Below are 26,983 nucleotides of genomic sequence, written 5' to 3' on the forward strand. Positions count from 1 at the left end.
CGCCTCCTTCGCCAGGAATCGGCGGTGTTCGGTATGAATGCGAAGTTTGTTGCGGCAAAACCGATTTCAGTGATCCACGAGGTAATCCTCGAGCAGTGGACCGATCTCGGCGAGGGCAGTCGGCTCGATCATCTGGTTGTGTTCGCAGTCGATCGTGAACTCGCGGATCCGTCCGGTGATCGCGGACTGCCACACCTGCGGTGAATGCTCCGCTCCGGTGGCCTCGGCGCCGTCGCCGCGGCCGGCGCTGAAGAACAGCAGGTCGCCGTCGAACACGCCCGGTGCGTACCGGTTCATGATCCGGGCGGACGTGGTGAATCCCTCGTTGATCCGCTTCAGATGTGCGGGTGTCAATCCCGTTTCCTGGCCGAGCGATTCGTTGAGCAGATCGACGGCCTCCGCGTAGGTCAGCTCGCGGACGCCGCCGTACGGCGCGAGATCCAGGCCCAGTCCCTCGAGCAGTTCGACCACCGTGAGCGGGCCCGGCTCCTCCTCGTCCTCGGTGAGATAGCTGTCCATGATCGCGAGTGTCGCGACTTCCTCACCGGCGTTACGTAGTTCGACCGCCATCGCGTGCGCGATCACGCCGCCGAGCGACCACCCGAGCAGGTGGTACGGGCCGTGCGGTTGGATCGTGCGGATCTCCTCGACGTACCGGTGCGCGAGCTGCTGGACCGAGTCGAAGTCGGGTCCGCCGCTGAGCAGCGGCAGCTGCAGGCCGTACGCCGGACGATCCTTGGCGAGGTATTGCACCAGCCCGGCGTAACCCCACGACAGGCCGATGCCGGGATGCACGCAGAACAATGGCGGGCGTTCGCCGACGGGGCGCAGCGGGATCATCACGCCGAGGGCGTCGTCGACCGGCGACTCGCCGTGCCCGAGGTACCCGACCGGCAGGTCGATGCGCTTGGCCAGACCCGACGGTGTCGGATCCAGGAACATCGTCTGCAGCGGGATCTGCCGCCCCAGCCGGGACTGCAGCTCGGACATGATCCGGGTCGCGATGATCGAGTTGCCGCCGAGGTCGAAGAAGCTGTCGTCGATGCCGACGTGCTCGATGCCCAGCACCTCCGCGAACACCTCGGTGACCGCGCGTTCCGTCGCCGTCGTCGGCGGCCGGAACTCGGTGGTGAGCGACGTGAAGTCGGGCTCCGGCAGCGCGCGGCGGTCGAGCTTGCCGACCGGGGTCAGCGGTATGTCGTCGAGCACCACGATCGCCGACGGCACCATGTGGGCCGGGAGCTGGGCGGCGACGTGCGCGCGCAGGTCCCGGGATTCGACGCCGTGGCCCTCGACCGGCCGCACGTACGACGCCAGCAGGGTGTCGCCCGACGGCCCGGTGTGGCCGAGGGTCGCGGCGAACGTGACCGCGGGATGCCGGGTGAGGACGGCGTCGATCTCGCCGAGTTCGATGCGGAACCCGCGGACCTTGACCTGGAAGTCGGACCGGCCGATGTACTCGATGGTGTGGTCGGGCCGCCAGCGGACCACGTCGCCGGTGCGGTACATCCGCGTCCCGGTTGCGCCGAACGGGTCCGCGACGAACCGCTCCGAGGTGAGCCCCGGGCGGTTGTGGTAGCCGCGGGCCAGTCCGGGACCGGAGATGTACAGCTCGCCGGGCACACCGACCGGGACGGGGCGCAGCCGCCCGTCGAGCACGGCCTCCCGGAAGCCGATCGCCGGGCCGCCGATGTTGACCACCTCGCCCGGCTGCATGGCGTCGCTGACGCTGGCCTGGATCGTGGTCTCGGTGGGCCCGTAGCCGTTGAACATCCGCCGCCCGGGTGCCCACTTGGCGACCAGTTCCGGCGGGCACGCCTCGCCCGCGACCGCGAGCACCCGCAGCGCCTCGAGCCCCTCGTCCTCGATGGAGGCGAGCGCCGTCGGCGTGATGAACCCGTGCGTGACGCCCTCGCGCGACAGCAGGTCGGTCAGTTCGGATCCGCCGTACACGGTGGGCGGGACGATCACCAGGCGCGCGCCGGCGCTGAACGCCATCATCATCTCGAACACCGAGGCGTCGAAGCTCGGCGACGCCAGATGCGAGACCCGCGACTGTGGGGTGACGGCGAAGCGCACCCGCTCCTCCTCGGTGAGGTTCGCGATCCCGAGATGGGTGACGATGACGCCCTTCGGCAGGCCCGTCGAGCCCGACGTGTAGATCAGGTAGGCGGGATGCGTGAGATGCAGCGGTGTCGTGCGGTCGGCGTCGGTGACCGGTGTCGCGGACACCTCGGCCATCCGGGCGTCGAGTTCGCCGTCGTCGAGCACCAGCCAGGGCACGGTGTCGGGGAGCCGTTCCCGCAGCGCGGACGTCGTCAGGCCCACCTTGGTGCCCGAGTCGGAGAGCATGTGGGCGATCCGTTCGGCCGGGTAGTTCGGGTCCACCGGGACGAACGCGGCGCCGGCCTTCGCGACCGCCCAGATCGAGACGATCTCCTCGATCGAGCGCGGCATGCCGAGTGCGACGAACGTCTCCGGGCCCACCCCGCGGCCGGCGAGCACGCGGGCCAGTCGATTCGACTGCTCGTCGAGTTCGCGGTACGTGACCGTGCGACCGAGGTAGGTCAGCGCGATGCCGTCCGGGTCGACCGACGCGGCACCGGCGAGCAGTTCGGGCCACACGTGCGGCGAGACGTCGGTGTGCCCGGCCGCGGGCGCGAGCTCCGTCAGCTCGGCCGAGTCGAGGATCTCGATGTCGCCGACGGCGCGCTGCGGGTCGGCGGTGACGGCCTCGAGGACGCGGACGAACCGGTGCGCGAGGCTGTCGATCGTGGTGGCGTCGAACAGGTCCGTCGCGAAGTCCAGGGACGCCTTGATCCCGGCGGCGGCCCCGTCCTCGGTGAATTCCTCCGCGAGGACCAGCTCGAGGTCCTCCTTCGCGACGGGGGCGTCGATGCCGACGCCCTCGACGACGAGTCCGGGCAGCTCCAGCCGGGGCCGCTCGTTGTTCTGGAACTCGATCGACACCTGGAACAGCGGCGAGTACGACGTCGAGCGGGGCGGGTTGATCTCCTCGACGAGCCGCTCGAACGGGACCTCGGCATGCCCGAACGCCGCCAGGTCGGATTCGCGGACGTGCCGGAGGATGTCGTCGAACGTGGCCCCGTGGTCGACGCGCGTGCGCAGCACGAGGGTGTTGACGAACATGCCGACCAGCTCGTCGAGCGCGACCTCGCCGCGGCCGGCGATCGGGGTGCCGATCGCGATGTCGTCGGTGTCGGCGAGGCGGGCGAGCAGGGTCGCCAGCGCGGCGTGTATCGCCATGAACATGCTCGCGCCGTGCCGGTGCGCGAGGGCCGAGATCCGGGCGTGCAGGTCGGCGGGGACCTCGAACTCGACGCGGCCGCCGTGGAACGACTGCTGCACCGGGCGCGGCCGATCGGTCGGCAGCTGGATCACGTCGGGCAGCCCGGCGAGCTCGCGGGTCCAGAAGTCGAGCTGGCGGCGCAGCAGGGACGGGGCGCCGGTGTCGCTGGGCGCGTCGCTGCCGAGGACGTCGTGCTGCCACAGCGTGAAGTCCGCGTACTGGACGGGCAGCGGCGCCCACTGCGGGGCCGATCCGGCCGCGCGCGCGGTGTACGCGGCCATGAGGTCGCGGCCGAGCGGGGCCATCGAGTACCCGTCGGCGCAGATGTGGTGCATCACGATCACCAGGACGTGCTGGTCGTCGCCGGTGCGCATCAGTTCGGCGCGTACGGGCGGCGCGGCGGTGACGTCGAAACCGGCCGCCGCGACCGTCGCTATCCGGTCGTGGAGCGCCTGCACGCCGTCGACGGTGACCGGGGTCAGGTCGGTGAGTACCTCGCTGACCGGGTGGACGCGCTGGGTCGGCACCTGGTCGACGATCGGGTAGGAGGTACGCAGCGCTTCGTGCCGTTCGAGTAGGTCGCCGACCGCGGCGTGCAGTGCGTCGACGTCGAGCGCGCCGGTGAGGCTGACGGCCATCGGGATGTTGTACGCGGCCGACGCGGTATCGAACTGGTTGATGAACCACATGCGCTGCTGCGCGAGGGACAGCGGGATCCGGTCCGGACGCTCGCGCCGGGCCAGTTCCGGCCGGCCGTACGCGGCGGACGTCTCGCGCTCGCGCGCGATCCACTGCGCGAGACCGTGGATGGTGGGCGCCTCGAACAGCGCCCGGACCGGGATGTCCGCGTCCAGCACGTTGCCGAGGCGGGCGGTGACCCGCGTCGCGATGAGCGAGTTGCCGCCGAGGTCGAAGAAGCTGTCCTCGATGCCGACGCGCTCCACCCCGAGGACCTCGGTGAAGATGTCCGAGAGCGTGTATTCGAGCGGGTTCGTGGGGGCGCGGAAGGTGCCGGTGTCGCCGGTGGCGAACGCGAAGTCCGGCTCGGGCAGGGCCGAGCGGTCGAGCTTGCCGACCGGGGTCAGGGGGATCTCGTCGAGCGTGGTGATCGCGGCCGGGACCATGTGCCCGGGCAGCCGCTCCGCCAGCCGGCCGGTGACCGCGGCGGCGTCGACGGTCGCCCCGGCCTGCGGCACCACGTAGGACGCGAGCACGGTGTCGCCGGCCGGTCCGGGCAACCCGAGGGTGACCGCGATGCTCACCGCGGGGTCGTCCATGAGGGCGGCGTCGATCTCGCCGAGCTCGATGCGGAAGCCGCGGACCTTCACCTGGAAGTCCGAGCGCCCCACGTACTCGATCGTGTGGTCCGGCCGCCACCGCACGATGTCGCCGGTGCGGTACATCCGCTCCCCGGGCTTGCCGAACGGGTTGGCGACGAACCGCTCCGCCGAGAGGCCGGGGCGACGGTGGTAGCCGCGGGCGAGCCCGACGCCGGTGATGTACAGCTCGCCCGGGACCCCGACGGGCGTCGGTTGCAGGCGGCCGTCGAGCACCAGTTCGCCGACCCCGCGGATCGGCCCGCCGATCGTGATCGGGTCGCCGACCACCATGGGGGCGCTGATGTTCGTCATGATCGTCGTCTCGGTCGGCCCGTACGCGTTGTGCAGCCGTCGGCCGGGCGCCCACCGGGACACCAGCTCCGGCGGGCACGCCTCGCCGCCGAACACGACCTCCCGGAACTCGTCGAGCCCGGTCGGGTCCACCGTCGAGAGCGCCGCGGTGGTGATGAACGCGTGGGTGACGTGCTCGTCCGCGAGCAGGCGGGCCAGGTCGGCCCCGCCGAACACGGTGGGTTCGGCGATCACCATCGTCGCGCCCGCACCGAACGCCTGCAGGTATTCGAACACCGCGCCGTCGAAGCTCGGGGTCGCGAAGTGCAGGGTGCGGGACGCGGCGGTGGCACCGAGCCGGTCGATCTGGTCGAGCGCGAAGTTGTCGAGACCCTGGTGGGTGACGACGACGCCCTTGGGGCGACCCGTCGAGCCCGACGTGTAGACGACGTACGCGGCGTGGTCGAGGCCGAGCGGCGCGGTCCGGTCGGTGTCGGTGACCGGGGCGTCGGAGCGGGCCTCGCACTCGGCGACGAACTCCGGATCCTCGAGCGTGAGCCAGGTGACGGTGTCCGGCAGCTGGTCCCGGTGCGCGGCGACGGTCAGCCCGAGCCCGGCCCCGGAGTCGGCGAGCATGTGCTCGATCCGCTCGATCGGGTAGTTCGGGTCGACGGGGACGAAGGCGGCACCGGTCTTGGCGACCGCCCACACCGCGAGCACCGACTCGACGGACCGCTGGATACCGAGGGCCACATAGGATTCCGGCCCTACCCCCTGGTCGATCAGGACGCGGGCGATGCGCGAGGACCGGGTGTCGAGTTCGCGGTAGGTGACCTCGCGGCCGGAGAAGGACAGTGCGATCGCGTCGGGATCCCGGTCGGCGGCCGCGGCGAAGATCTCGGGCAGGGTCCGGACGGAGCCGCCGGGCTCGCCGAGCACCGGCGCCAACTCGCGCCGCTCGGGCTCGGTGAGCAGGTCCAGCCGGGCCAGCGGCTGGTCCGGGTCGGCGGCCAGATGATCGAGCACCACGGCCACCCGGGTCGCGATCGACGCGACGGTCTCGCGGTCGAAGTACTCCGGGAAGTACTCGAACTTGAGGTTCAGTCGATCGCCCACCGAGGCCACCAGCGACAGCGGGTAGTGCGCGGCGTCGCGCCCGCCGATCCCGGTGACCTTCATGCCGGCGATGTCGGTGTCCGCGGTGAGGGCGTCGCGGTCGACCGGGTACGACTCGAACACCGTCAGCGTGTCGAAGGCGACGGCGGGCCCGGTGGCCCGCTGGATGTCGGCCAGCCCCAGGTAGTGGTGGTCGAGCAGCGCGGCCTGCTCCCGCTGGACGCGGTCGAGGAGGTCGCCGAGCGTCTCGGCCGGGTCGAGCGTGACCCGGACCGGGAGCGTGTTGATGAACAGGCCCACCATCGACTCGATGCCGGGGATCTGCGGCGGTCGACCCGACACCGTGCCGCCGAACAGGGCGTCGGTGCGGGCGGTCAACGCGCCCAGCACGATGCCCCATGCGGCCTGCACGACGGTGTTGAGCGTCAGGCCCCGCTCGCGGACCAGCGCGCGCAGCGTCTCGGTCTCGTCGGGCGACAGCGCGAGCTCGAGTTCGTCGGTCCCGGTCGAGGGCGCCTCGACACGGGTGTGCGGCGCCAGCAGGCTCGGTTCCTCGAGGCCGGCGAGCGCGCGCCGCCACGCGTCCGTCGACGCGTCGGTGTCCTGGCGGACCATCCACGCGAGGTAGTCGCGGTACGGGTGCACCCGCGGCAGCATCGAGGCGTCACCGTCGGTCGCGTACAGCGTCAGCAGATCCCGGATCACCAGCGGGGTCGACCAGCCGTCGAGCAGGATGTGGTGGTTCGTGACCACCAGGCGGTGCTCCCCGTCGCCCATGTCGACGAGCGTCATGCGGACCGCCGGCGCGGTCGCCAGGTCGAACTTGGTGAGCCGGTCGGCGAGGGCGAGTTCGGCGAAGCGCCGGTCGCGGTCCTCCGGATCGAGCCGCGACAGGTCGACCTCGGTCCACGGCAGGTCCACGTGCCGCGGAATCACCTGGACCGTGCCCGCATCGGGTGTCGCGCCGTCCGGATGGACGAACGCGGCCCGCAGGTTCGGGTGCCGGTCCAGCAGCGCCTGCCCGGCGCGCCGCAGCCGGTCGGTGTCGACGACGCCGGCCAGCGTGAGCGTGAGCTGGACGAGATACGCGTCGACCGATTCGTCCGAGAACATCGCGTGGAAGTGCAGGCCCGACTGCAGCGGCGACAGCGACCACACGTCGGCGAGGTCCGGGTACCGGTGCTCGAGCGTCTCGATGGCGTGCTGGTCGAGCCGCACCAGATCCAGGTCCGACGGCGTGAGCCCGCCGGCACCCGGGTGCGCGGCGTGCCGGGCCAGGGCCGACAGCGCCCGCACCCACAGGTCGGCCAGCTCGCCCGCGTCGACCGCGGCGAGGACGCCGCGCGGATAGGACCACGTGGCCCGCAGCCGGGGTCCGTCGGCGCCGTCGCCGACGACGGCGTTGACGTCCAGCACGCTCGCCACCGGCATGGCAGCGCTGGGGGCATCGTCGAGTTCGGTGTCGCTCACCGGCAGCCAGCCGACGTCGCCGGCCCCGGCGGGCGCGCCGAGCCGGCCCAGGTAGTTGAAGCTGACCTGCGGCACCGGCAGTTCGGCCAGCACCGGCGCGGTCGGCGGATCGAGGTAGCGCAGCATGCCGAACCCGATGCCGTGGTCGGGGATCGCGAGCAGTTGCTCCTTGACCGCCTTCACGGCGGCCCCGGCGGCGGGCCCGGCGGCGAACGCGTCGTCGAGGTCGATCCCGGTCAGGTCCAGCCGGATCGGGAAGATGGTCGTGAACCAGCCGACCGTGCGGCCCAGGTCGGCGCCGGGGACCACCTGGTCCTCGCGGCCGTGGCCCTCGAGGTTGACCAGGGTGGCCGCGCTGTCGCTGCCGCGGGTGCGGCGCCACCGGGTCAGCGCCATCGCGAGCGCCGCCAGGAGCCCGTCGTTGACGTTGCCGTGGAAGGCGTCGGGGACCGCGGTCAGCAGCGCCTCGGTGACGGCGGCCGGCAGCTCCACCGACACCTTGTCGACGGTGCCGTTGACGTCGATCTCGGGGTCGAGCGGGCGCGACCCGATGACCGGGTCGGGCGTGTCGAGGACGGTGCGCCACAGCTCGAGCTCCCGGTCGCGGCCGGGGGTGCCGCCGACGGCCGCGTCGGCCAGGCCGTGCGCCCAGCGGCGCATCGACGTGCCGGTCGGCGCCAGCTCGGGGACCGCGCCGTCGACGATCTGCGACCACGCCGACGCCAGGTCCGGCACCAGGATCCGCCACGAGACGCCGTCGACGGCGAGGTGGTGGACCACCAGCAGCAGTCGTCCGCCCGCGTCACCGCCGTCGAACCACACCGCCTGCAGCACGATCCCGGACTCGGGGTCCAGGCGGCCGGCCGCGGCGTCGAGTTCCGCCTGCGCGCGGTCGGTGAAGGCGGGGCCGGCGAGCGCGTCGACCGGGACGCGGGTGAGCGCCTCCGCCGCCGCCACCGACCCCACGGGCCGGACCTCCACCGTCGGGTCGCCGGTCCGGTCGAGCCGGGCGCGGAGCATGTCGTGGTGGTCGACGACCGCCTGCAGGGTGCGGGTGAGCTGGTCCTCGTCGATCCCGACCGGCAGTGCCAGCAGCGCGGTCTGGGTGTAGCGGCCGACATCGGTGCCGCTCCCGCCGAACCGTTCCAGGAGCCACCGGGTGATCGGGGTCGCGGGGAACTCGCCGATCCCGCCGCCGGGCAGCTCCTCGAGGTGAACGGTCGGCTCGGCGCCGGCGGCCTCGGCGACCGCCGCGAGGCCGGCGACGGTGCGGTGCTCGAACACGTCCCGCGGCGCGAACCGCAGGCCCGCGGCCTTGGCGCGCGACACCAGCTGGATCGACATGATGCTGTCGCCGCCGAGCGCGAAGAACGAGTCGTCGACGCCCACCGAGTCGAGGCCGAGCACCTCGGTGAACAGGTCGGCGAGGATCCGTTCGGCGTCGGTCTGAGGTTCGCGCCCGGCGGTGCGCGGCCCGAACTGCGGCTCCGGCAGGGCCCGGCGGTCCAGTTTGCCGTTCGCGGTCAGCGGCAACTCGTCGAGCACCACCAGCGCCGCCGGCACCATGTACGACGTCAACTCGCCGCCCACGTGGTCGAGCACCGCCTGCGGGTCGAGGTCGGTGCCGCCCTGCTCGCGGACGACGTAGCCGATCAGCCGGGCGGGGCCGCGCGTCTCCTCGCGCACCGTGACCACCGCCTGCGCCACCCCGGGGTAGCCGAGCAGCGCGGACTCGATCTCGCCGAGTTCGATGCGGAAGCCGCGGATCTTCACCTGGAAGTCGCTGCGGCCCAGGTATTCGAGCTGGCCGTCGCGGTTCCAGCGGGCCAGGTCGCCGGTGCGGTACATGCGGGCGCCGGGCGCGCCGAACGGGTCGGCGACGAATCGGCCCGACGTGAGCGCGGCCCGGCCGAGGTAGCCGCGGGTGACCTGGTCCCCGGCCACGTACATCTCACCGGTCACGCCCGGCGCCACCGGGTGCAGGCGCTCGTCGAGGACGGTGACCCGCAGCCCGGGGACGGCGCGCCCGACGACACTGGCGTTCGCCGACGCCGCGTACGCGCGGTCGAGTTCGAGCCGGGTGACGTGCACCGTGGTCTCGGTGATGCCGTACATGTTCACCAGGCGCGGCGCGTCGTCGGCGTGGCGGGCGTACCAGCGGCCGAGCTGGCCCAGGTCCAGCGCCTCGCCGCCGAACACCACGTAGCGGAGTGCGAGATCGGTGTCGTAGGACGCGGATTCGGCCGCGATCCGATCCGCCTCGGCGAGCTGGTAGAACGCGGTCGGGGTCTGGTTGAGCACCGTCACACCCTCGGTGTGCAGCAGGTCGAGGAACATCTCCGGCGACCGGGCCGTGTAGAAGTCGACGACCACGAGGCGCCCGCCGTGCAGCAGCGGACCCCACAGCTCCCACACCGAGAAGTCGAACGCGTACGAGTGGAACATCGTCCACACGTCGGTGTGGTCGAACCTGAACGTGTCCGCGGTGTTCTCGAACAACGTCAGCACGTTGCGGTGGGTGACCTGCACCCCCTTCGGCCGGCCCGTCGACCCGGAGGTGTAGATGACGTACGCGACGTCGTCCGGGCGCAGCGGGGTGATCCGGTCCGCGTCGGTGACCGGGTGGCCGGGCCGGGCCGCGACCGCCGCGGCCACGTCGTCCGCGTCGAGGCGGACCAGCGGGGTCCCGGTGTCGGGGACGGCGTCGGCGTCGGCCGCGGTGGTCAGCACGCACACCGGGGCGGAGTCCTCGAGCATGAACGCGAGCCGCTCGGGCGGATACGTCACGTCGAGCGGCAGATACCCGGCGCCCGCCTTGACCACCGCGAGCAGCGCGACGACCAGATCCAGCGACCGCGGCAGCGCGACCGCGACGAGGGACTCCGGCCCCACCCCCAGCGCCGCCAGGTGGCGGGCCAGGCGGTTGGTGCGGGCATCGAGTTCGGCGTACGTCAGCGTCTCGCCGCCGTAGGTGACGGCGTCGCCGTCGGCGAAGCGGGCCGCCGCGTCGGCCAGGCGGTCGGCGAGGGTCTTCTCCGGGGCGCGGCGGCCGGCGGCGTTCCACTCGCGCAGCATCGTGGCGCGCTCGGCGGCGGTGGTGATCGCGGCGTCACCGAGCGGACGGGCCGGGTCGGCGGTCACCGCGTCGAGGAGCCGGACGAACCGCTGCCCCAGGTCGCGGACCGTCTCGGCGTCGAACAGGTCGGTGGCGTACGTGAACGCCGCGGTCATGCCGGCCGGGACACCGTCCGAGTCGTGCCGTTCGGCGAGGGTGAGCTGCAGGTCGAACTTGGCGACCGCCAACTCGGCGTCGACCGGCTCGGCGGTCAGCCCGGGCAGCTCGAGCCGCGGCAGTTCGTTGTTCTGGAACTCGAGCAACACCTGGAACAGCGGCGAGTGCGCCGTGGACCGCTCCGGGGCCAGCACGTCGACCAGCCGCTCGAACGGCACGTCCGCGTTCCCGAACGCGGCCAGGTCGAACTCGCGGGTGCGCGCGAGCAGCGCACCGAACCCGGCGGCCGCGTCGACCTGCGACCGCAGCACCAGCGTGTTGACGAACATGCCGACCAGGCCGTCGAGTTCGGCCTCGCCGCGGCCCGCGATCGGGGTGCCGATCGCGATGTCGTCGGTTCCGCTGAGCTTGGCGAGCAGCGCCGCCAACGCGGCGTGCGCGGCCATGAACATCGTCGCGCCCTCGCGGCGGGCGAGCGCGGCCAGCGACCGGTGCGCGGCGGCCGGGATCTCGAACTGCACGCGGGCACCGGCGAAGCTCAGCTGGGTCGGGCGCGGCCGGTCGGTGGGCAGCGGGATCGCCTCCGGCAGACCGGACAGCGCGTCGGTCCAGAACGCCAGCTGCCGGCTCACCAGCGAGTCGGGGTCGTCCTCCGAGCCCAGGACCTCGCGCTGCCAGGCCGCGAAGTCCGCGTACTGCACCGGTAGCGGCGCCCACTGCGGCAGATGCCCGCCGGTGCGCGCCATGTACGCGGTCATCACGTCCCGGGCCAGCGGCGCCATGGAGAAGCCGTCGGCGCAGATGTGGTGCACCACGATCGCCAGGACGTGCTCGGCGGGCCCGAGTCGCAGCAACTGCGCGCGGATCGGCACGCCGGTCGTGACATCGAACCCGCGGGAGATCAGCGCCGCGACCCGCGACGGCACCTCGTCGGGCGGGACGTCGACCACCGTCAGGTCGGGCGCGGCGTCGGCGGTCGGCACGATCAGCTGCTCGGGTTCGGCGTCGGCGGGATCGCCGGACGGCACCGTCGCGGTCGGGAAGTACGTCCGCAGCGATTCGTGCCGGTCCAGGACGTCGCCGACGGCCGCCCGCAGCGCGGCCGCGTCGAGGTCGCCGCTCAGCCGGACCGCCAGGGGGATGTTGTAGGCGGCGGAGTCGGTGTCGAACTGGTTGATGAACCACATCCGCTTCTGCGCCAACGACAGCGGCACCCGGCGGGGCCGCGGCCGCGGGACCAGCGGCGGCCGCGTCGCCTCCGCGGCGCTCTCGCGCGCGATCCACCGGGCGAGTTCGTGCGCGGTCGGCGCCTCGAACAGCGCCCGCACCGCCAGATCGACCCGGAGCGCGGAGGCGAGCCGCGCGATCACCCGGGTGGCGATCAGCGAGTTGCCGCCGAGATCGAAGAAGCTGTCGTCGACACCGATCCGCTCGAGGCCGAGGACCTCGCCGAACACGTCGGTGATCGTCTGCTCCGTCGGGTTCGTCGGCGCCCGGAACACCGTGGCCGACGGCAGGAACTCCGGCTCCGGCAGGGCCCGGCGATCGAGCTTGCCGATCGGGGTGAGCGGGATCTCGTCGAGGACCATGACGCTCGCCGGAACCATCTGCGCGGGAAGCCGCTCGGCGACGTAGTCGCGCAGCTCCCCCGGCTCGGGTCGGGCCCCGGCGGTGGGCAACACGTAGGTCACCAGCGCCGTGGCCCCGGTCGGGTCGGGCCGCCCGACGGTGACCGCGAACCGGACGTCGGGGTGGTCGCCGAACGCGTTGTCTACGTCACCGAGTTCGATGCGGAAGCCGCGGATCTTGACCTGGAAGTCCGAGCGCCCCACGTACTCGATCGCGTGGTCGGCGCCGACCCGCACGATGTCGCCGGTGCGGTACATCCGCTCGCCGGGCGCGCCGTGCGGGTTCGCGACGAACCGTTCCGCGGTGCGGCCCGGGCGCCGGTGGTAGCCGCGAGCCAGGTTCGGTCCGGCCACGTACAACTCGCCGGGGACGCCGGCGGGCACCGGGCGCAGGCTCGCGTCGAGGACCAGTTCGGTGGTGCCGCGCAGCGGCGGCCCGATCGTGACGGGCTCCCCCGTCACCAGCGGCGCGCTGATGTTCGTCATGACGGTGGCCTCGGTCGGGCCGTAGCCGTTGTAGAGGCGCCGCTCGTGCGCCCAGCGGGCGACCAGTTCCGGCGGCACCGCCTCGCCGCCGACGATCACCTCGCCGAGTTCGTCCAGCCCGGTCGGATCGACCGTGGCCGCGGCGGCCGCGGTGATCCACGCGTGCGTGACGTGCTGCTCCCGGATGAGCTGTGCCAGCTCGGATCCGCCGTACACGGTGGTCGGCGCGATCACCATGGTCGCGCCCGCCCCGAACGCCAGCAGGTAGTCCAGCACCGCCGCATCGAAGCTCGGTGTCGAGAAGTGCAGTGTCCGCGACGACGGCTCGGTCGCGAGTCGCGCGAGGTACTCCGCCGCCAGGTTGTCGAGGCCCTCGTGCGGGACGACGACGCCCTTCGGGACGCCGGTGGTGCCGGACGTGTAGATCACGTAGGCGGGATGCGCGAGCCGCAGCGGCGTCGCCCGGTCGGCGTCGGTGACGGGCGCCGCGGACAGGCGGGCGCAGCGGGCCGCGAGATCCGCGTCGTCGAGGACGTCCCACGGCACCGTGTCCGGCAGCCGGTCGCGGGCGGAGGCGACGGTGAGGCCGACGGTCGTCCCCGAGTCGTCCAGCATGAACGCGATCCGGTCGGCCGGGTAGTTCGGGTCGACCGGCACGAACGCCGCGCCCGCCTTGGCGACCGCCCACACCGCCAGTACCGACTCGACGGACCGCGGAATGCCCAGCGCCACGGTCGATTCCGGCCCGATCCCCTGTGAGATCAGGAGGCGCGCGAGCCGGTTGGAGCGTTCGTCGAGCTCACCGTAGGTCACCTCGACGTCGCCGGAGACGAGGGCGACGGCGGCGGGATCGGCGGCGGCGGCGTCGGCGAACAGCTCGGGCAGCGTGCGCACCGACCGGCCGGGCCGCCCGCGCAGCGGCACCAGATCCGCCCACTCGGCGTCGGACAGCAGCCGCAGCCGCGCCAGCGGGCAGTGCGGGTCGTCGGCGATGTCGGCGAGGATCCGGGCGACCCGCCGTGCCAGTGCCTGCGCCGCACCGCGGTCGAACAGGCCGGGCAGGTACTCGAGCTTCATCCGCAGCCGGTCGTCGGCGTTCGCGACGAGCGTGAGCGGGTAGTGCGCTGCGTCCGCGCTCTCGTGGACGCGCACCAGGCGCAGCCCGGCGACGTCGGTGTCCTCGACGGCCGAGCGGTCGACCGGGTAGGACTCGAACACCGTCAGCGTGTCGAAGCCGAGGGCGGGGCCGACGGCGTCCTGGATCTCGGTCAGACCCACGTGGTGGTGGTCGAGCAGACCGGCCTGCTCGGCCTGCACCCGCCGGAGCAGCTCGCCGACGGTCTCGTGCGGGTCGAGCCGCACCCGCACCGGCAGCGTGTTGATGAACAGCCCGATCATCGACTCGATGCCCGGGATGTGCGGCGGCCGCCCGGACACGGTGCCGCCGAAGACGACGTCGTCGTGGCCGGTCACCGCCCCGAGGACGATCGCCCACGACGCCTGCACCATCGTGTTGAGGGTGACGCCCCACTGCCGCCCGATCGACGTCAGCCGTGCCGTGAGCGCCGGGTCGAGCGACATCTCGACCGCGTCCGGGACGGTGTCCTGCTCGCGGGCCCGGTCGGGCGGAGCCAGCAGCGTCGGCTCCTCGAGGCCGGCGAGCGCGTCGGCCCACGCCTGCACCGACGCGGCCGGGTCCTGCTCGGCGATCCACGTCAGGTAGTCGCGGTAGGGCTGGACCCGCGGCAACACGGTGGCGTTGCCGTCGGTGGCGTACAGCGTCAACAACTCCTGCATCATCAGCGGGGTCGACCAGCCGTCGAGCAGGATGTGGTGGTTGGTCAGGACCAGGCGGTGCTCGTCGGGCCCGGTGCGTGCCAGCGTGAACCGGATCAGCGGCGCCCGCGCCATGTCGAACCGGCGCGCGCGGTCCTCGGCCAGCATCCGGGTCAGCGCCGCGGCCCGTTCCGGCTCGTCGAGCTCCGAGACGTCGACGTCGGTCCACGGCAACGTCACCCGATCCTGGACCACCTGAACCGGTGCGCCATCGGCGGTGTGCACGAACGCGGCCCGCAGGTTCGGGTGCCGGTCCAGCATCGCCTGCCCGGCCCGGCGGAGCCGCTCGGGGTCGGCGCCGCGGACGTCGAGCATCATCTGCACCATGTACGAGTCGACGGACCGGTCGGCGAGCAGCGCGTGGAACAGCAGGCCCGACTGCAGCGGCGAGAGCGACCAGACGTCGACGAGTTCCGGGAACCGCTGTTCGAGGTCCTCGATCGCGCGCTGGTCGAGCGCGACCAGGTCCAGATCGGACGGCGTCGCGCCGCCCGCGCCGGGCCGGGCCACGTGCCGGGCGAGGGCGATCAGCGCCTCGGTCCACAGCCCGGCCAGCTCCTCGACCTCGTCCGCCCCGAGCACCCCGGACGGGAAGCCCCAGGTGGCACGGATCCGCGGGCCGTCCGCGCCGTCGGTGGTGACCGCGTTGATGTCGAGCACCGACGCCACCGGCAGGTCCGCGTCCTGCAGGATGCCCAGATCCGCGTCGTCCGTCGGCACCCAGCCCGCGTCGCGCTGGTCGTCGGGCACCGCCGAGGTGAGCCGACCGAGGTAGTTGAAGCTGACCTGGGGGCTGCGCAGATCGCGCAGCGCCCGTTCGCCGCCGGCGCCGCCGTGGTCGAGATAGCGCAGCATGCCGTAGCCGATGCCGTGGTCGGGCACCGCCAGCAGCTGTTCCTTGACCGCCTTGACCGCCGCGCCGGCGCCGGGGCCGCCGGTGAACGCGTCGTCGATGTCGACGCCGGCCAGATCCAGCCGCACCGGGAACAGCGTGGTGAACCAGCCGACGGTCCGCGAGAGGTCGGCCCCGGGCAGCGCCCGGTCCTCACGGCCGTGCCCCTCGAGCGTGAGCAGCGCGTCGTGGACGTCGATCCCCCGGTTGCGGCGCCACCGCACCAGCGCGAGCGCCAGCGCCGTGAGCAGCCCGTCGTTGACGGAGCCGCGGAACGCGTCCGGCACGGTCGTCAGCAGCGCCTCGGTGACGTCCGGGGACACCTCGACGGAGACGGAGTCGACGGTCGCGGCGACGTCGACGTGCGGGTCGAGTGGGCGGGACCCCAGCAGCGGGTCGTCCCCGGCGAGCACGTCCTGCCAGCGGTCGAGTTCGGCGCGGCGCTGCGGGGCGGCGTCGACGAGCCCGTGCGCCCACCGGCGCATCGACGTGCCCACCGGCGCGAGGTCGGGCTGCTCCCCCGCGGTGATCTGCGCCCACGCCGTCGCGAGGTCCGGCACCAGGATCCGCCACGAGACACCGTCGACGACGAGGTGGTGGACGACGATCAGCAGCCGGGCGCCGTCGATGCGGGAATCGAGCCACACCAGCTGGACCATCTCCCCGGCGGCCGGGTCGAGGCGATCCTCGGCGGCGTCGAGTTCGGCGCGCACGACCTCGGCGAACTCGTCGGTGCCGGGCGCCGCATCGACCTCCACCCGGCGGATCAGCCACTCGGCGTACACCGAACCCGGTGCCGGCACCGTCATGCGGTGTTCGCCGGGCCGGGTCCGGGCACGGAGCATGTCGTGGTGGTCGAGCACGGCCTGCAGCGCGCCGGCCAGCGTGGCCTCGTCCAGACCGGCGGGCGCGGTGAGCAGGGCGGCCTGCGAGAACCGGTCGTGGTGGCCGCCGCGTTCGAGCAGCCAGCGGGCCACCGGGAGCAACGGCACGTCGCCGACCCCGCCGCCGTCGAGTTCGGCGAGCACCTGGGCCTCCGCGCCGGCCTGCGCGACGTCCGCCAGGGCGACCACGGTCTTGTGGTCGAAGACGTCCCGCGGGGAGAAGTGCAGCCCCGCGGCCTTGGCGCGCGACACCAGCTGGATCGACATGATGCTGTCGCCGCCGAGCGCGAAGAACGAGTCGTCGACGCCCACCGAGTCGAGGCCGAGGACCTCGGCGAACAGGCCCGCGAGCAGCCGCTCCCGTTCGGTCCGCGGCGCGCGTCCGGCGGACACCCGGGCCCCGAAATCGGGGGCGGGCAGCGCCTTCCGGTCGATCTTGCCGGCCGGGCCGAGCGGCAGCACGTCGAGGACCATCACCGCCGACGGAACCATGTACGACGCGAGGAACGTGCCGACGAACGCGGTGATCTCGGCCGGTTCGAGGGCTGCGCTGTCCTCGGGGACCACGTAGCCGACCAGGCGGCTCGCGGGGCCGGACCCGTCGACGGTGACCACCGCGCGCGCGACACCCGGGTACCGGCGCAGCGCCGACTCGATCTCGCCGAGCTCGATGCGGAATCCGCGGATCTTGACCTGGAAGTCGGTGCGCCCCAGGTACTCGAGCTGGCCCGACCCGTTCCACCGCACCAGGTCGCCGGTGCGGTACATGCGGCTGCCGGGCGGCCCGAACGGGTTCGCCACGAAGCGTTCCCCGGTGGTGCCGGGACGCTGGTGGTAGCCGCGGGCCAGGCCGGTGCCGAGGATGTGCAGCTCGCCGGGCACGCCCACGGGCACCGGCTGCAGGCGCGAATCGAGCACGACGAGGCTCGTGCCCATCGGCGGGCGGCCGATCGTGACGGGCACGCCCACCGCCAGCGGTTCGCTGACGCTCGCGACGACGGTGGACTCGGTGGGACCGTACGCGTTGAACATGCGCCGGCCGGGTGCCCACTGCGCCACCAGTTCCGGCGGGCACGCCTCGCCGCCGGTGACGACGCACTCGAGGCGGTGCAGCCCGGACGGGTCCACCGACGCCAGCGCGGCCGGGGTCACGAACGCGTGCGTGACGTCGTGCACGCGCAGCAGGTCGCGCAGCTCGTCGCCGCCGAGCACCGTCGACGGCGCGACGACCATGGTGGCGCCCGCCCCGATCGCGAGGAGCAGTTCGAGGATCGATGCGTCGAAGCTGGGCGACGAGAAGTGCAGGGTGCGCGAGTGCGGCGTCACCCCGAACCGGGTGCGTTCCTCGGCCGCGAAGTTCGCGAGGCCGCGGTGCGAGACCGCCACGCCCTTCGGGGTGCCCGTCGACCCGGACGTGTAGATCAGGTAGGCGGGGTCGTCGAGCCGGACCGGGCGCACCCGGTCCGCGTCGGTGACGGATCCGGCGGGCTCGGTCCGTAGCCGGGCGCGGGTGTCGTCGGTGTCCAGCACGACCCACGCGGTCGAGGCGGGCAGCGTGTCGTGGTGCGCGGTGGTGGTGATGCCCACGACCGCCCCGGAATCGGTGAGCATGTGCTCGATCCGGTCGGCCGGGTAGTTCGGGTCCACGGGCACGAACGCGGCGCCGGTCTTGGCGACCGCCCACGTCGCGGTCACCGATTCGACGGAGCGGGCCAGTGCCAGCGCCACCACCGACTCGGGCCCGACGCCGCGCCCGATCAGCAACCGGGCCAGGCGATCCGATCGGGCATCGAGCTCCCGATAGGTCAGGGTCGTGCCGTCGAACACCACCGCGTCCGCGTCGGGATCGACCACCGCGGCCGCCGCCAGCAGCTCGGGCAGGGTGCGGGCGGGCACCCCGGCGCCGCCGCTGACCGGGGCGAGGTCCGCGCGTTCGGCCGCGGTGAGCAGGGCGATGTCGCCGACCCGGGTGCCCGGATCGGTCGTGACCGCCCGCAGCACGGCGGTGAACCGTTCGGCCAGCCGGGCGACGGTGGCGGGATCGAACAGGTCGGTGGCGTAGGTGAATCCGGCGGCGATGCCGGCGGGCTCGCCGGCTTCGGTGAACTCCTCGGTCAGCGTCAGCTGCAGATCGAAGTTCGCGATGGCCGTGCCGGTGTCGACGACGGTGACCGTGAGCCCGGGCAGTTCCAGGCGCGGGCGGTCGGTGTTGCGGAACTCGAGCATCACCTGGAACAGCGGCGAGTGCGCGGTCGAGCGCTCCGGGGCGAGGGCGTCGACCAGCCGCTCGAACGGCAGGTCGGCGTGGTGGAACGCGTCGAGGTCGGTGTTCCGCACGCCGTCGAGGAGTTCGGTGAACGTCGCGGCCGGATCGAACCGGCTCCGCAGCGCGAGCGTGTTGACGAACATGCCCACCATCTCGTCGAGCGCGGCCTCGCCGCGGCCCGCGATCGGGGTGCCGATCGCCACGTCGTCGGTGTCGCCGAGCCGGGCCAGCAGCGCGGCCACCGCCGCGTGGACGGCCATGAACACCGTCGAGTTGTGCCCGTGGGCGATCGCGACCAGACGCCGGTGGGCGTCGGCGTCGACGCGGAAGGCGTGCTGGGCCCCGCGCATCGACCGCCGCGCGGGCCGCGGCCGGTCGGTCGGCAGCTCGAGCACCTCGGGCAGCCCGTCGAGGGTGGCCGCCCAGTAGTCGAGCTGCCTCGACAGCAGGCTGTCGGGGTCGTCGGTCCCGCCGAGGACCCGCTGCTGCCAGAGGGTGTAGTCGGCGTACTGCACCGGCAGCGGGGTCCACTGCGGGGCCCGCCCCTCGACGCGGGCGACGTAGGCGCTCATCACGTCCCGGGCCAGCGGCGCCAGCGAGAAGCCGTCCGCGCAGATGTGGTGCACGACGATCACCAGCACGTGCGCCTGCGGGCCGATCCGCAGCAGCATCGACCGGACCGGCGGGGCGGCGGTGACGTCGAAGCCGTCGCCCGCGAACTGAGCGATCCGCTCCGGGGCGTCCGTCTCGGATGCCGGGACCGGCTCGAGGTCGGGCGCGACGGCGGCGGTCGGCACGATCACCTGCGTGGGTTCGCCGTCGACCATCGGGAACCGGGTGCGCAGCGACTCGTGGCGTTCGAGGACGTCGGCGATCGCGGCGCGCAGGGCCCCGCGGTCGAGGTCGCCGTCGAGGCGCACCGGCAGCACCACGTTGTAGGCGGGCGACGCGGTGTCGAACTGGTTGATGAACCACATCCGCTTCTGCGCCAACGACACCGGCACGACCGCCGGGCGCTCCGCCGCGACCAGCGCCGGCTGATCGGCGCCGAGGACACCCGCCGCCTCGATCCGGAGCGCGAGCGCCGACACCGTCGGGGTGTCGAACACCTCCCGCACCCCGATCCGGGCGTCGAGGGCCGCGTTGACGCGGGCGACGAGCCGGGTCGCGGTGAGCGAGTTGCCGCCGAGGTCGAAGAAGCTGTCGTACACGCCGACCCGCTGCGCCACGACCAGTTCCGCGAAGATCGCCGCGAGAATCTCCTCCACCGGGTTGCGCGGCGCCACGAATTCGGCTTCCGCGGAACGGAACTCGGGCTCGGGCAGCGCTCGGCGGTCCAGTTTGCCGGTCGCGCCGAGCGGGAACTCGTCGAGCACCAGGATCTGCGACGGCACCATGTACGCCGGCAGCGACGCGCCGACCGCCTCCCGGAGCCCGGCGGGATCGAGGTCCGCACCGGGATCGGCGATCACGTAGCCGATCAGCGCCTCCCCGACGATCTCGTCGCGGCGCGCCACGACCACCGCCTGCGCCACCCCGGGCCGGTCCAGGAGCGCCGCCTCCACCTCGCCCAGCTCGATGCGCAGACCGCGGAGCTTGACCTGGAAGTCGGAGCGGCCCACGTAATCCAACGAGTAGTCGAGGCCCCCGGTCTTCTTCCACCGGACGACGTCACCGGTGCGGTACATCCGCGAGCCCGGCGCACCGAACGGGGAGGCGACGAACCGGTCCGCAGTCAGGTCGGGGCGGCCGACGTATCCGCGGGCCAACTGGACGCCGGCGAGGTACAGCTCGCCGGGCACGCCCGCCGGTACCGGATGCAGCCGCGAATCGAGCACGTACACCTGGGTGTTCCACACCGGCGCGCCGATCGGCACCGACACCGTGTCGGACTCGGTGTACGGGCGGTAGGTGACGTCGACGGCGGCCTCGGTGGGCCCGTACAGGTTGTGCAGTCGCGCGCCGGAGGTCGCCGCGAACTCGGCGAACGCCGCCGCGGTGGCCGGGGGCAGCGCCTCGCCGCTGCAGAACACCGTGCGCAGCGAGTCGCACTGGGCGGGATCCGCGCCCACCACGAACGCCGCGAGCATCGACGGCACGAAGTGCGCGACCGTGACGCCGCGGTCCGCGATCAGCTGTGACAGGTACGCCGGGTCGCGGTGGCCGTCCGGGACGGCGACGGCCAGGCTCGCCCCGGTCTGCAGCGGCCAGAAGAACTCCCACACCGACACGTCGAACGTCGCCGGGGTCTTCTGCACCACGACGTCCGACGGGGTGAGGTGGTATTCCGCTTGCATCCAGGCGAGGCGGTTCACGATCGCGGTGTGGCTGACCGCCACCCCCTTGGGGCGGCCCGTCGAGCCGGACGTGTAGATGACGTAGGCGACGTCGTCGCCGCGCAGCACGCCGCGACGCTCCCCGGGACGGATCGGGCCGTCGTCGTGGCCGCCGAGGTCGAGTCGGTCGATCTCGAGCACGTCGACGCCGTCGGGCAGCGGGCCGTGGTCGCGTCGGGTGGTCAGCACGCACACCGGTTCGGCGCTGCCCAGCACGTACTCGGTGCGGGCGTACGGGTGGTCGGGATCGAGCGGGACGTACGCGCCGCCGGCCTCGATCACCGCGTACATCCCGACCAGCAGGTCGAACGACCGGCGCATCGACAGCGCCACGCGGGATTCGGGACCGACACCGCGCGCGATCAGCTCGCGCGCCAACCGGCGCACGCGGGACGCGAACTGCGCGTACGTGAGTTCCTCGTCGCCGTAGGTGAGCGCCACGGCGTCCGGTGTCCGGCGCGCCTGCGCGTCGAACAGGTCCGGGAGCGTCGCGGCGGGCACGTCGTGTTCGGTGGCGTTCCACTCACCGAGGACCAGTTCGCGTTCGCCGTCGACCAGCACGTCGACGTCGCCGACCCGGACGGCGGCGTCGACGGTGACCGACTCGAGGACGCGGACGAACCGTTCGGCGAAGGCCGCGACCGTGTCCGGGTCGAACAGGTCGGTGGCGTACGAGAACGTCGCCTCGATCGGGCCCGGGCGCCCCTCCTCGTCCGCGGTCTCCGTGAGGATCAGCTGCAGGTCGAACTTCGCTGTCGCGGTGTCGATCTCGTCCACCTCGACGGTGAGGCCGGGCAGTTCGATCCGCTTGCGGTCGTCGCCCTGCAGCACCAGCATCACCTGGAACAGCGGCGAGTACGCCGCCGACCGGGTGGGGTCGAGCACCTCCACGAGGCGCTCGAACGGCAGGTCGGTGTTACCGAGCGCGGCCAGGTCGGTGGCGCGGGCGCGCGCCAGCAGGTCGCTGAACGTCGACGCCGGCTCGACGAGGGTGCGCAGCACGATCGTGCCGACGAACATGCCGATCAGGTCGTCGAGTTCGGCCTCGCCGCGCCCCGACACCGGGGAGCCGATCGAGATGTCGGCCTCGCCGCTCAGCCGCGCCAGCAGCACCGCGAGGGAGGCGTGCAGCACCATGAACAGGCTCGCCTCGTGCTCGCCGGCGACGTCGAGGAGTCGGCGGTGCAGGTGCGACGCGATCGTGAAGTCCACCGACCCGCCCCGCATCGACTGCTGCGGCGGGCGCGGCCGATCGGTCGGCAGCTCCAGCAGATCCGGCGCACCGGTCAGTTCGTCGCGCCAGAAGTCGAGTTGGCGCGCGATGACGCTGTGCGGGTCGCCCTCCGCACCGAGCAGATCCCGCTGCCACAGCGAATAGTCGGTGTACTGGACCGCCAGCGGCGACCAATCCGGTGCGGCACCGGCGGCGCGGGCGCCGTACGCGACCATGACGTCGCGGGCCAGCGGGGCCATCGACAGCCCGTCGGCGGCGATGTGGTGCACGACGAGGGTCAGCACGTGCTCCTGCGGGCCGAGCCGGAACAGGTTGGCGCGCACCGGCGGCTCGGCGGTGACGTCGAACCCGGCGGTCGCGGCCGCCGTCATCCGGGACGGCAACTCGGCCTCGGTGACGTCGACCGGGGTGAGGTCGACGGTGACCTCGGACGCGGGCCGCACCGCCTGGACCGGTCCGTCGGGGGTGTTGGGGAAGATCGTGCGCAGCGACTCGTGCCGCTCAAGCACGTCGGTGATCGCCGTCGCCATCGCCGACGCGTCCAGGTCGCCGTCCAGGCGCACCGCGATCGGGATGTTGTAGGCCGCGGACGTGGTGTCGAACTGGTTGACGAACCACATCCGCTGCTGCGCCAACGACACCGGTACCGGCCCGACGTGCTCGCGCGGCGCCAGCGGCGGCCGGGCCCCGCGCCCGGGACCGGCAGCCTCGACGCGGGCGGCCAGTTCCCCGACCGTCGGCGCCTCGAACAGGTCGAGCACCCCGAGTTCGGTGCCGAGGGTGGCGTTGATCCGGGCCACGATGCGGGTGGCGGTGAGCGAGTTGCCGCCGAGGTCGAAGAAGCTGTCGGTGGTGCCGATCCGCTCGACGCCCAGCAGTTCCGAGAACACCCCGGCGATCTTCTTCTCGTCGAGGGTGGTCGGCGCCCGGAATTCGCCGGTGCCGGTGTCGAACCGGGGTTCCGGCAGCGACCGCCGGTCCAGCTTGCCGGCCGGGGTCAACGGCAGCGAGTCGAGCACGACGACGCCGGCGGGAACCATGTGCGGCGGCAGCACGTCGGTGACGTGGGCGATCACCTCCGCGCCGTACAGTTCGCGGTTGCTGTCCGGCTGCACGTACGCGACCAGCAAGGTGTCGCCCGACGGCCCGACGAAGCCGGTCGCCAGCGCGAACCCCACCTCGGGGTGCGAGCGCAGCGCGGCCTCGACCTCGCCGAGTTCGATGCGGTAGCCGCGGATCTTGATCTGGAAGTCGGTCCGGCCGAGGTACTCGAGCGAGTACCCGGGTCCGGTCGACCGCGTCCAGCGGACCAGGTCACCGGTCCGGTACATCCGCTCGCCCGGGGCGCCGAACGGGTTGGGGACGAACCGTTCGGCGGTGGTGCCGGCCCGGTCGTGGTACCCGCGGGCGAGCCCGTCGCCGTACACGTACAGTTCGCCGGCGACCCCGACCGGAACCGGCCGCAGCCGGCCGTCGAGCACGAGGGCACCGATTCCGAGCGGCGGGCTGCCGATCGTGACGTCGCGCCCCACCTCGAGCGGCGCCGACACGCTCGACACGACGGTCGCCTCGGTGGGGCCGTACGCGTTGAACATCCGGTGCCGCGGCGCCCACTGCTCGACCAGGTACGGCGGGCACGCCTCGCCGCCGGTGACCACGCACTCGAGATCGGTGAGCGCGACCGGGTCGACCGACCCGAGCGCGGCCGGGGTGACGAACGCGTGGGTGACCCGCTCGAGCCGCAGCAGCTGGGTCAGCTCGGCGCCGCCGTAGATCGTCGGCGGCGCGATCACCATCGTCGCCCCCGCCCCGAACGCGAGCATCAGCTCGAGCACGGACGCGTCGAAGCTCGGCGACGAGAAGTGCAGCGTGCGCGACTCGGGGCCGACCCGGTACCGGGTGCGCTCGTCCTCGGCGAAGTTCGCCAGCCCGCGGTGGGTGACGGTGACGCCCTTCGGCGTGCCCGTGGAACCGGACGTGTAGATCAGGTAGGCGGGGGTGTCGATCCGCACGGCGGCGGTGCGGTCGCCGTCGGTGACCGCACCGCTCGACCACTGCCTCACCTGCTCGGCGAAGCCGGGTGCGTCGAGCACCAGCGCGGGGACGATGTCGGCCACGGCGTCGGCGTGCGCGGCGACGGTCAACGCGAGGACCGCTCCGGAATCGGTGAGCATGTGCTCGATCCGGTCGGCCGGGTAGTTCGGGTCCACCGGCACGAACGCCGCACCGGTCTTCGCGACCGCCCACACCGACATCACCGACTCGATCGACCGGGGCATCGACAGCGCCACCACGGTCTCCGGTCCGACACCGCGGGCGATGAGCATGCGCGCCAATCGGTTCGACTGCTCGTCGAGTTCGCGGTAGCTCAGCTCCCGGCCCTCGTAGGACAGCGCGGTCCGATCGGGATCCTGCCGCGCCACCGCACCCAGCAGGTCGGCGAGCGTGCGCGGCACGACCCCGTCGCCGCCCCACACCCCGGACAGCGCGCGCCGCTCGTCGTCGCCGAGCAGATCGATGTCGGCGACGACCGCCGACGCGTCGGCGAGCACGGCCTCGAGGACGCGCACGTAGCGGGCCGACATCTCCTCGATCGTCTCGCGGTCGAACATGTCCGTCGCGTACGTGAACGCGGCGTCCATCCCCGCGGGCGCGTGGTCGCCGTCGCTCGTGAACCGCTCCTCGATCGACAGGCGCAGATCGAGGGCGGAGATGTCGGGGCCGGCATCGGTGCCCCGAACTACGATGACGTCGTCCTCGAGATGCGGATTGCGGCCGTCGACGAACTCGAGCATCACCTGGAACAGCGGCGAGTGGGCGTTCTCCCGGGTGCGGTCGAGCGCCTCCACCAACTGCGCGAACGGCGTCTCGGCATGCCGGAACGCGTCGAGGTCGGCGTTGCACACGTCGGTGAGCAGATCGTCGAACGTCACGCCCGCACGCAGCCGGGTCCGCATGGCGAGCGTGTTGACGAACGTGCCCGATTCGGCGAGCCCGACGACGGGCGTGCCGACCGCGATGTCGTCGACGTCGGCGAGGCGGGCGAGCAGCACCACCAGCGCGGCGTGCACCGCGGCGAACGTCGTGCAACCGCGCTCGCGCGCCATCTCGACCAGCACTCGGTGCACGTCCGCCGGGATCGGGAACGCGACGCGCCCACCCTCGAGCGCGCGCCGGGCCGGTCGCGGTCGGTCCGACGGCAGCGACAGGATGTCGGGCAGGCCCTCGAGTTCCCGGGACCAGAACTCGAGTTGGGCGGCGGTCCGCAGCAGCCGGGCCCCGACGACCGAACTCTCGGCATGGATGTCCGCGACCCGCGTCTGCGGGGCCGCGACCACGAATTCCTCGACCAGTTCGAGGAAGCGGCGGTGGTGCGCGTCCAGCTCGGTCTGCGAGTAGCGGTTGGGGTTCGCCCGGAATTCGACGAATGTCCTTGCCGGGCTGCCGCTCTGGAAGAAGTTGATGAGCAGGTCCTCGACCGGGCCCGAGGTGACGATGTGGTACTCGCCCTCGAGCGGACCCAGCGTCATCTTCTGGTGGAAGAGCATCACGTTGACCATCGGCCCGGCCAGCCCGCGCGCGGTTCCGGTCAGTCCGGCGTCCCGGCGGATGTCCTCGATGCTGCAGCGCTGGTGTCGCAGCGCACCCATCAGTTCGAGTTGGATCCGGCCGACCACGTCGGCGACGGTGTCGTTGGGCAGCACCGTCGCCCGCAGCGGTGCGACGTTGACCAGCATGCCGCCCGAGCGCTGCAGCGGGGCCGTCGTGCGCGCCGAGACCGGCATGTTGACCAGCACGTCCGTGCGACCGGTCATCCGGGCGAGGTAGCACGCGAAGGCCGCGATGAGGACGGCGGCCGGGGTGGCCTCGAACCGGCGGTCGGTGGAGTCGAGTGCCTCGATCACCGCCGCGGACAGCGGTGCGCTCCGGTACCGGCTGACCGCGGCGACCGGGCCGTCGGTCTCGGCGAGGGTGGAGCCGGATTCGATGCCGGCGATGTGGTCGGCCCAGTACTCGCGGTCGGCCTGGAAACGGCTGGACGACCGGTACTTCCGGTCGATCTCGAGCAGTTCGCGGAGGTCGAGGGCCCGGTTGGCTTCGGGTTCGCGGTGTTCGACCGCCGCGGTGTAGAGGGCGGCGATGCGGTTCGCGATCGTCATGCCGCTGTAGCCGTCGAGGGCGACGTGGTGAATTCGGCTGTACCACAGGTAGTCTCGCTCGGCCAGGCGCAGGACCGTGAAGTCGATCAGGCGGTCCCGGGTGAGGTCGATCGGGACGGAGTAGTCGTGGTCCATCCACTCCCGTGCCGCCGCCATCGGATCGGGGCGATCGCGCAGGTCGACCATGCCGATCGTGGTGTCGGTATCGGGATCGACCACCTGCCACGGTTCGCCGTCGACCTCGACCAGACGCAGATACGGCGACTGGAACTCGTCCGCCGCGATCAGCGCGCAGTCGTGGAGCAGGTCGATGTCGAGGTCGCCGTGCAGCGCCACGTACTGGGCGATGAATATCGGCACGCCCGGTGTGAGCTGTTGCGCGAACCACATACTCCGCTGGGCCGAGGAGAGCGGGAATGCCTCGGCGGGAAGATTCGGAGTGTCGGAACCGTGTGCGTCCGGTCCCCGAGATCCTGGCATCTTCATTTACTCGCCCCCTGAGAGCAGAATGCCCCGGTTGCAT

1 protein-coding gene is annotated in these 26,983 nt (G+C 72.7%); it reads right to left on the bottom strand.

The window, feature by feature from the left end; all coding sequences use genetic code 11:
* Positions 1-66 precede the first annotated feature (66 nt).
* A complete protein-coding gene (locus EGT67_RS14555) occupies positions 67-26,946 on the bottom strand; it encodes a non-ribosomal peptide synthase/polyketide synthase (protein ID WP_127916800.1) in 26,880 nt (8,959 codons plus the stop codon).
* Positions 26,947-26,983: the final 37 nt, after the last annotated feature.

The organism is Prescottella agglutinans, assembly GCF_004011865.1.
In the GTDB taxonomy this organism is placed as follows: Bacteria; Actinomycetota; Actinomycetes; order Mycobacteriales; family Mycobacteriaceae; genus Prescottella; species Prescottella agglutinans.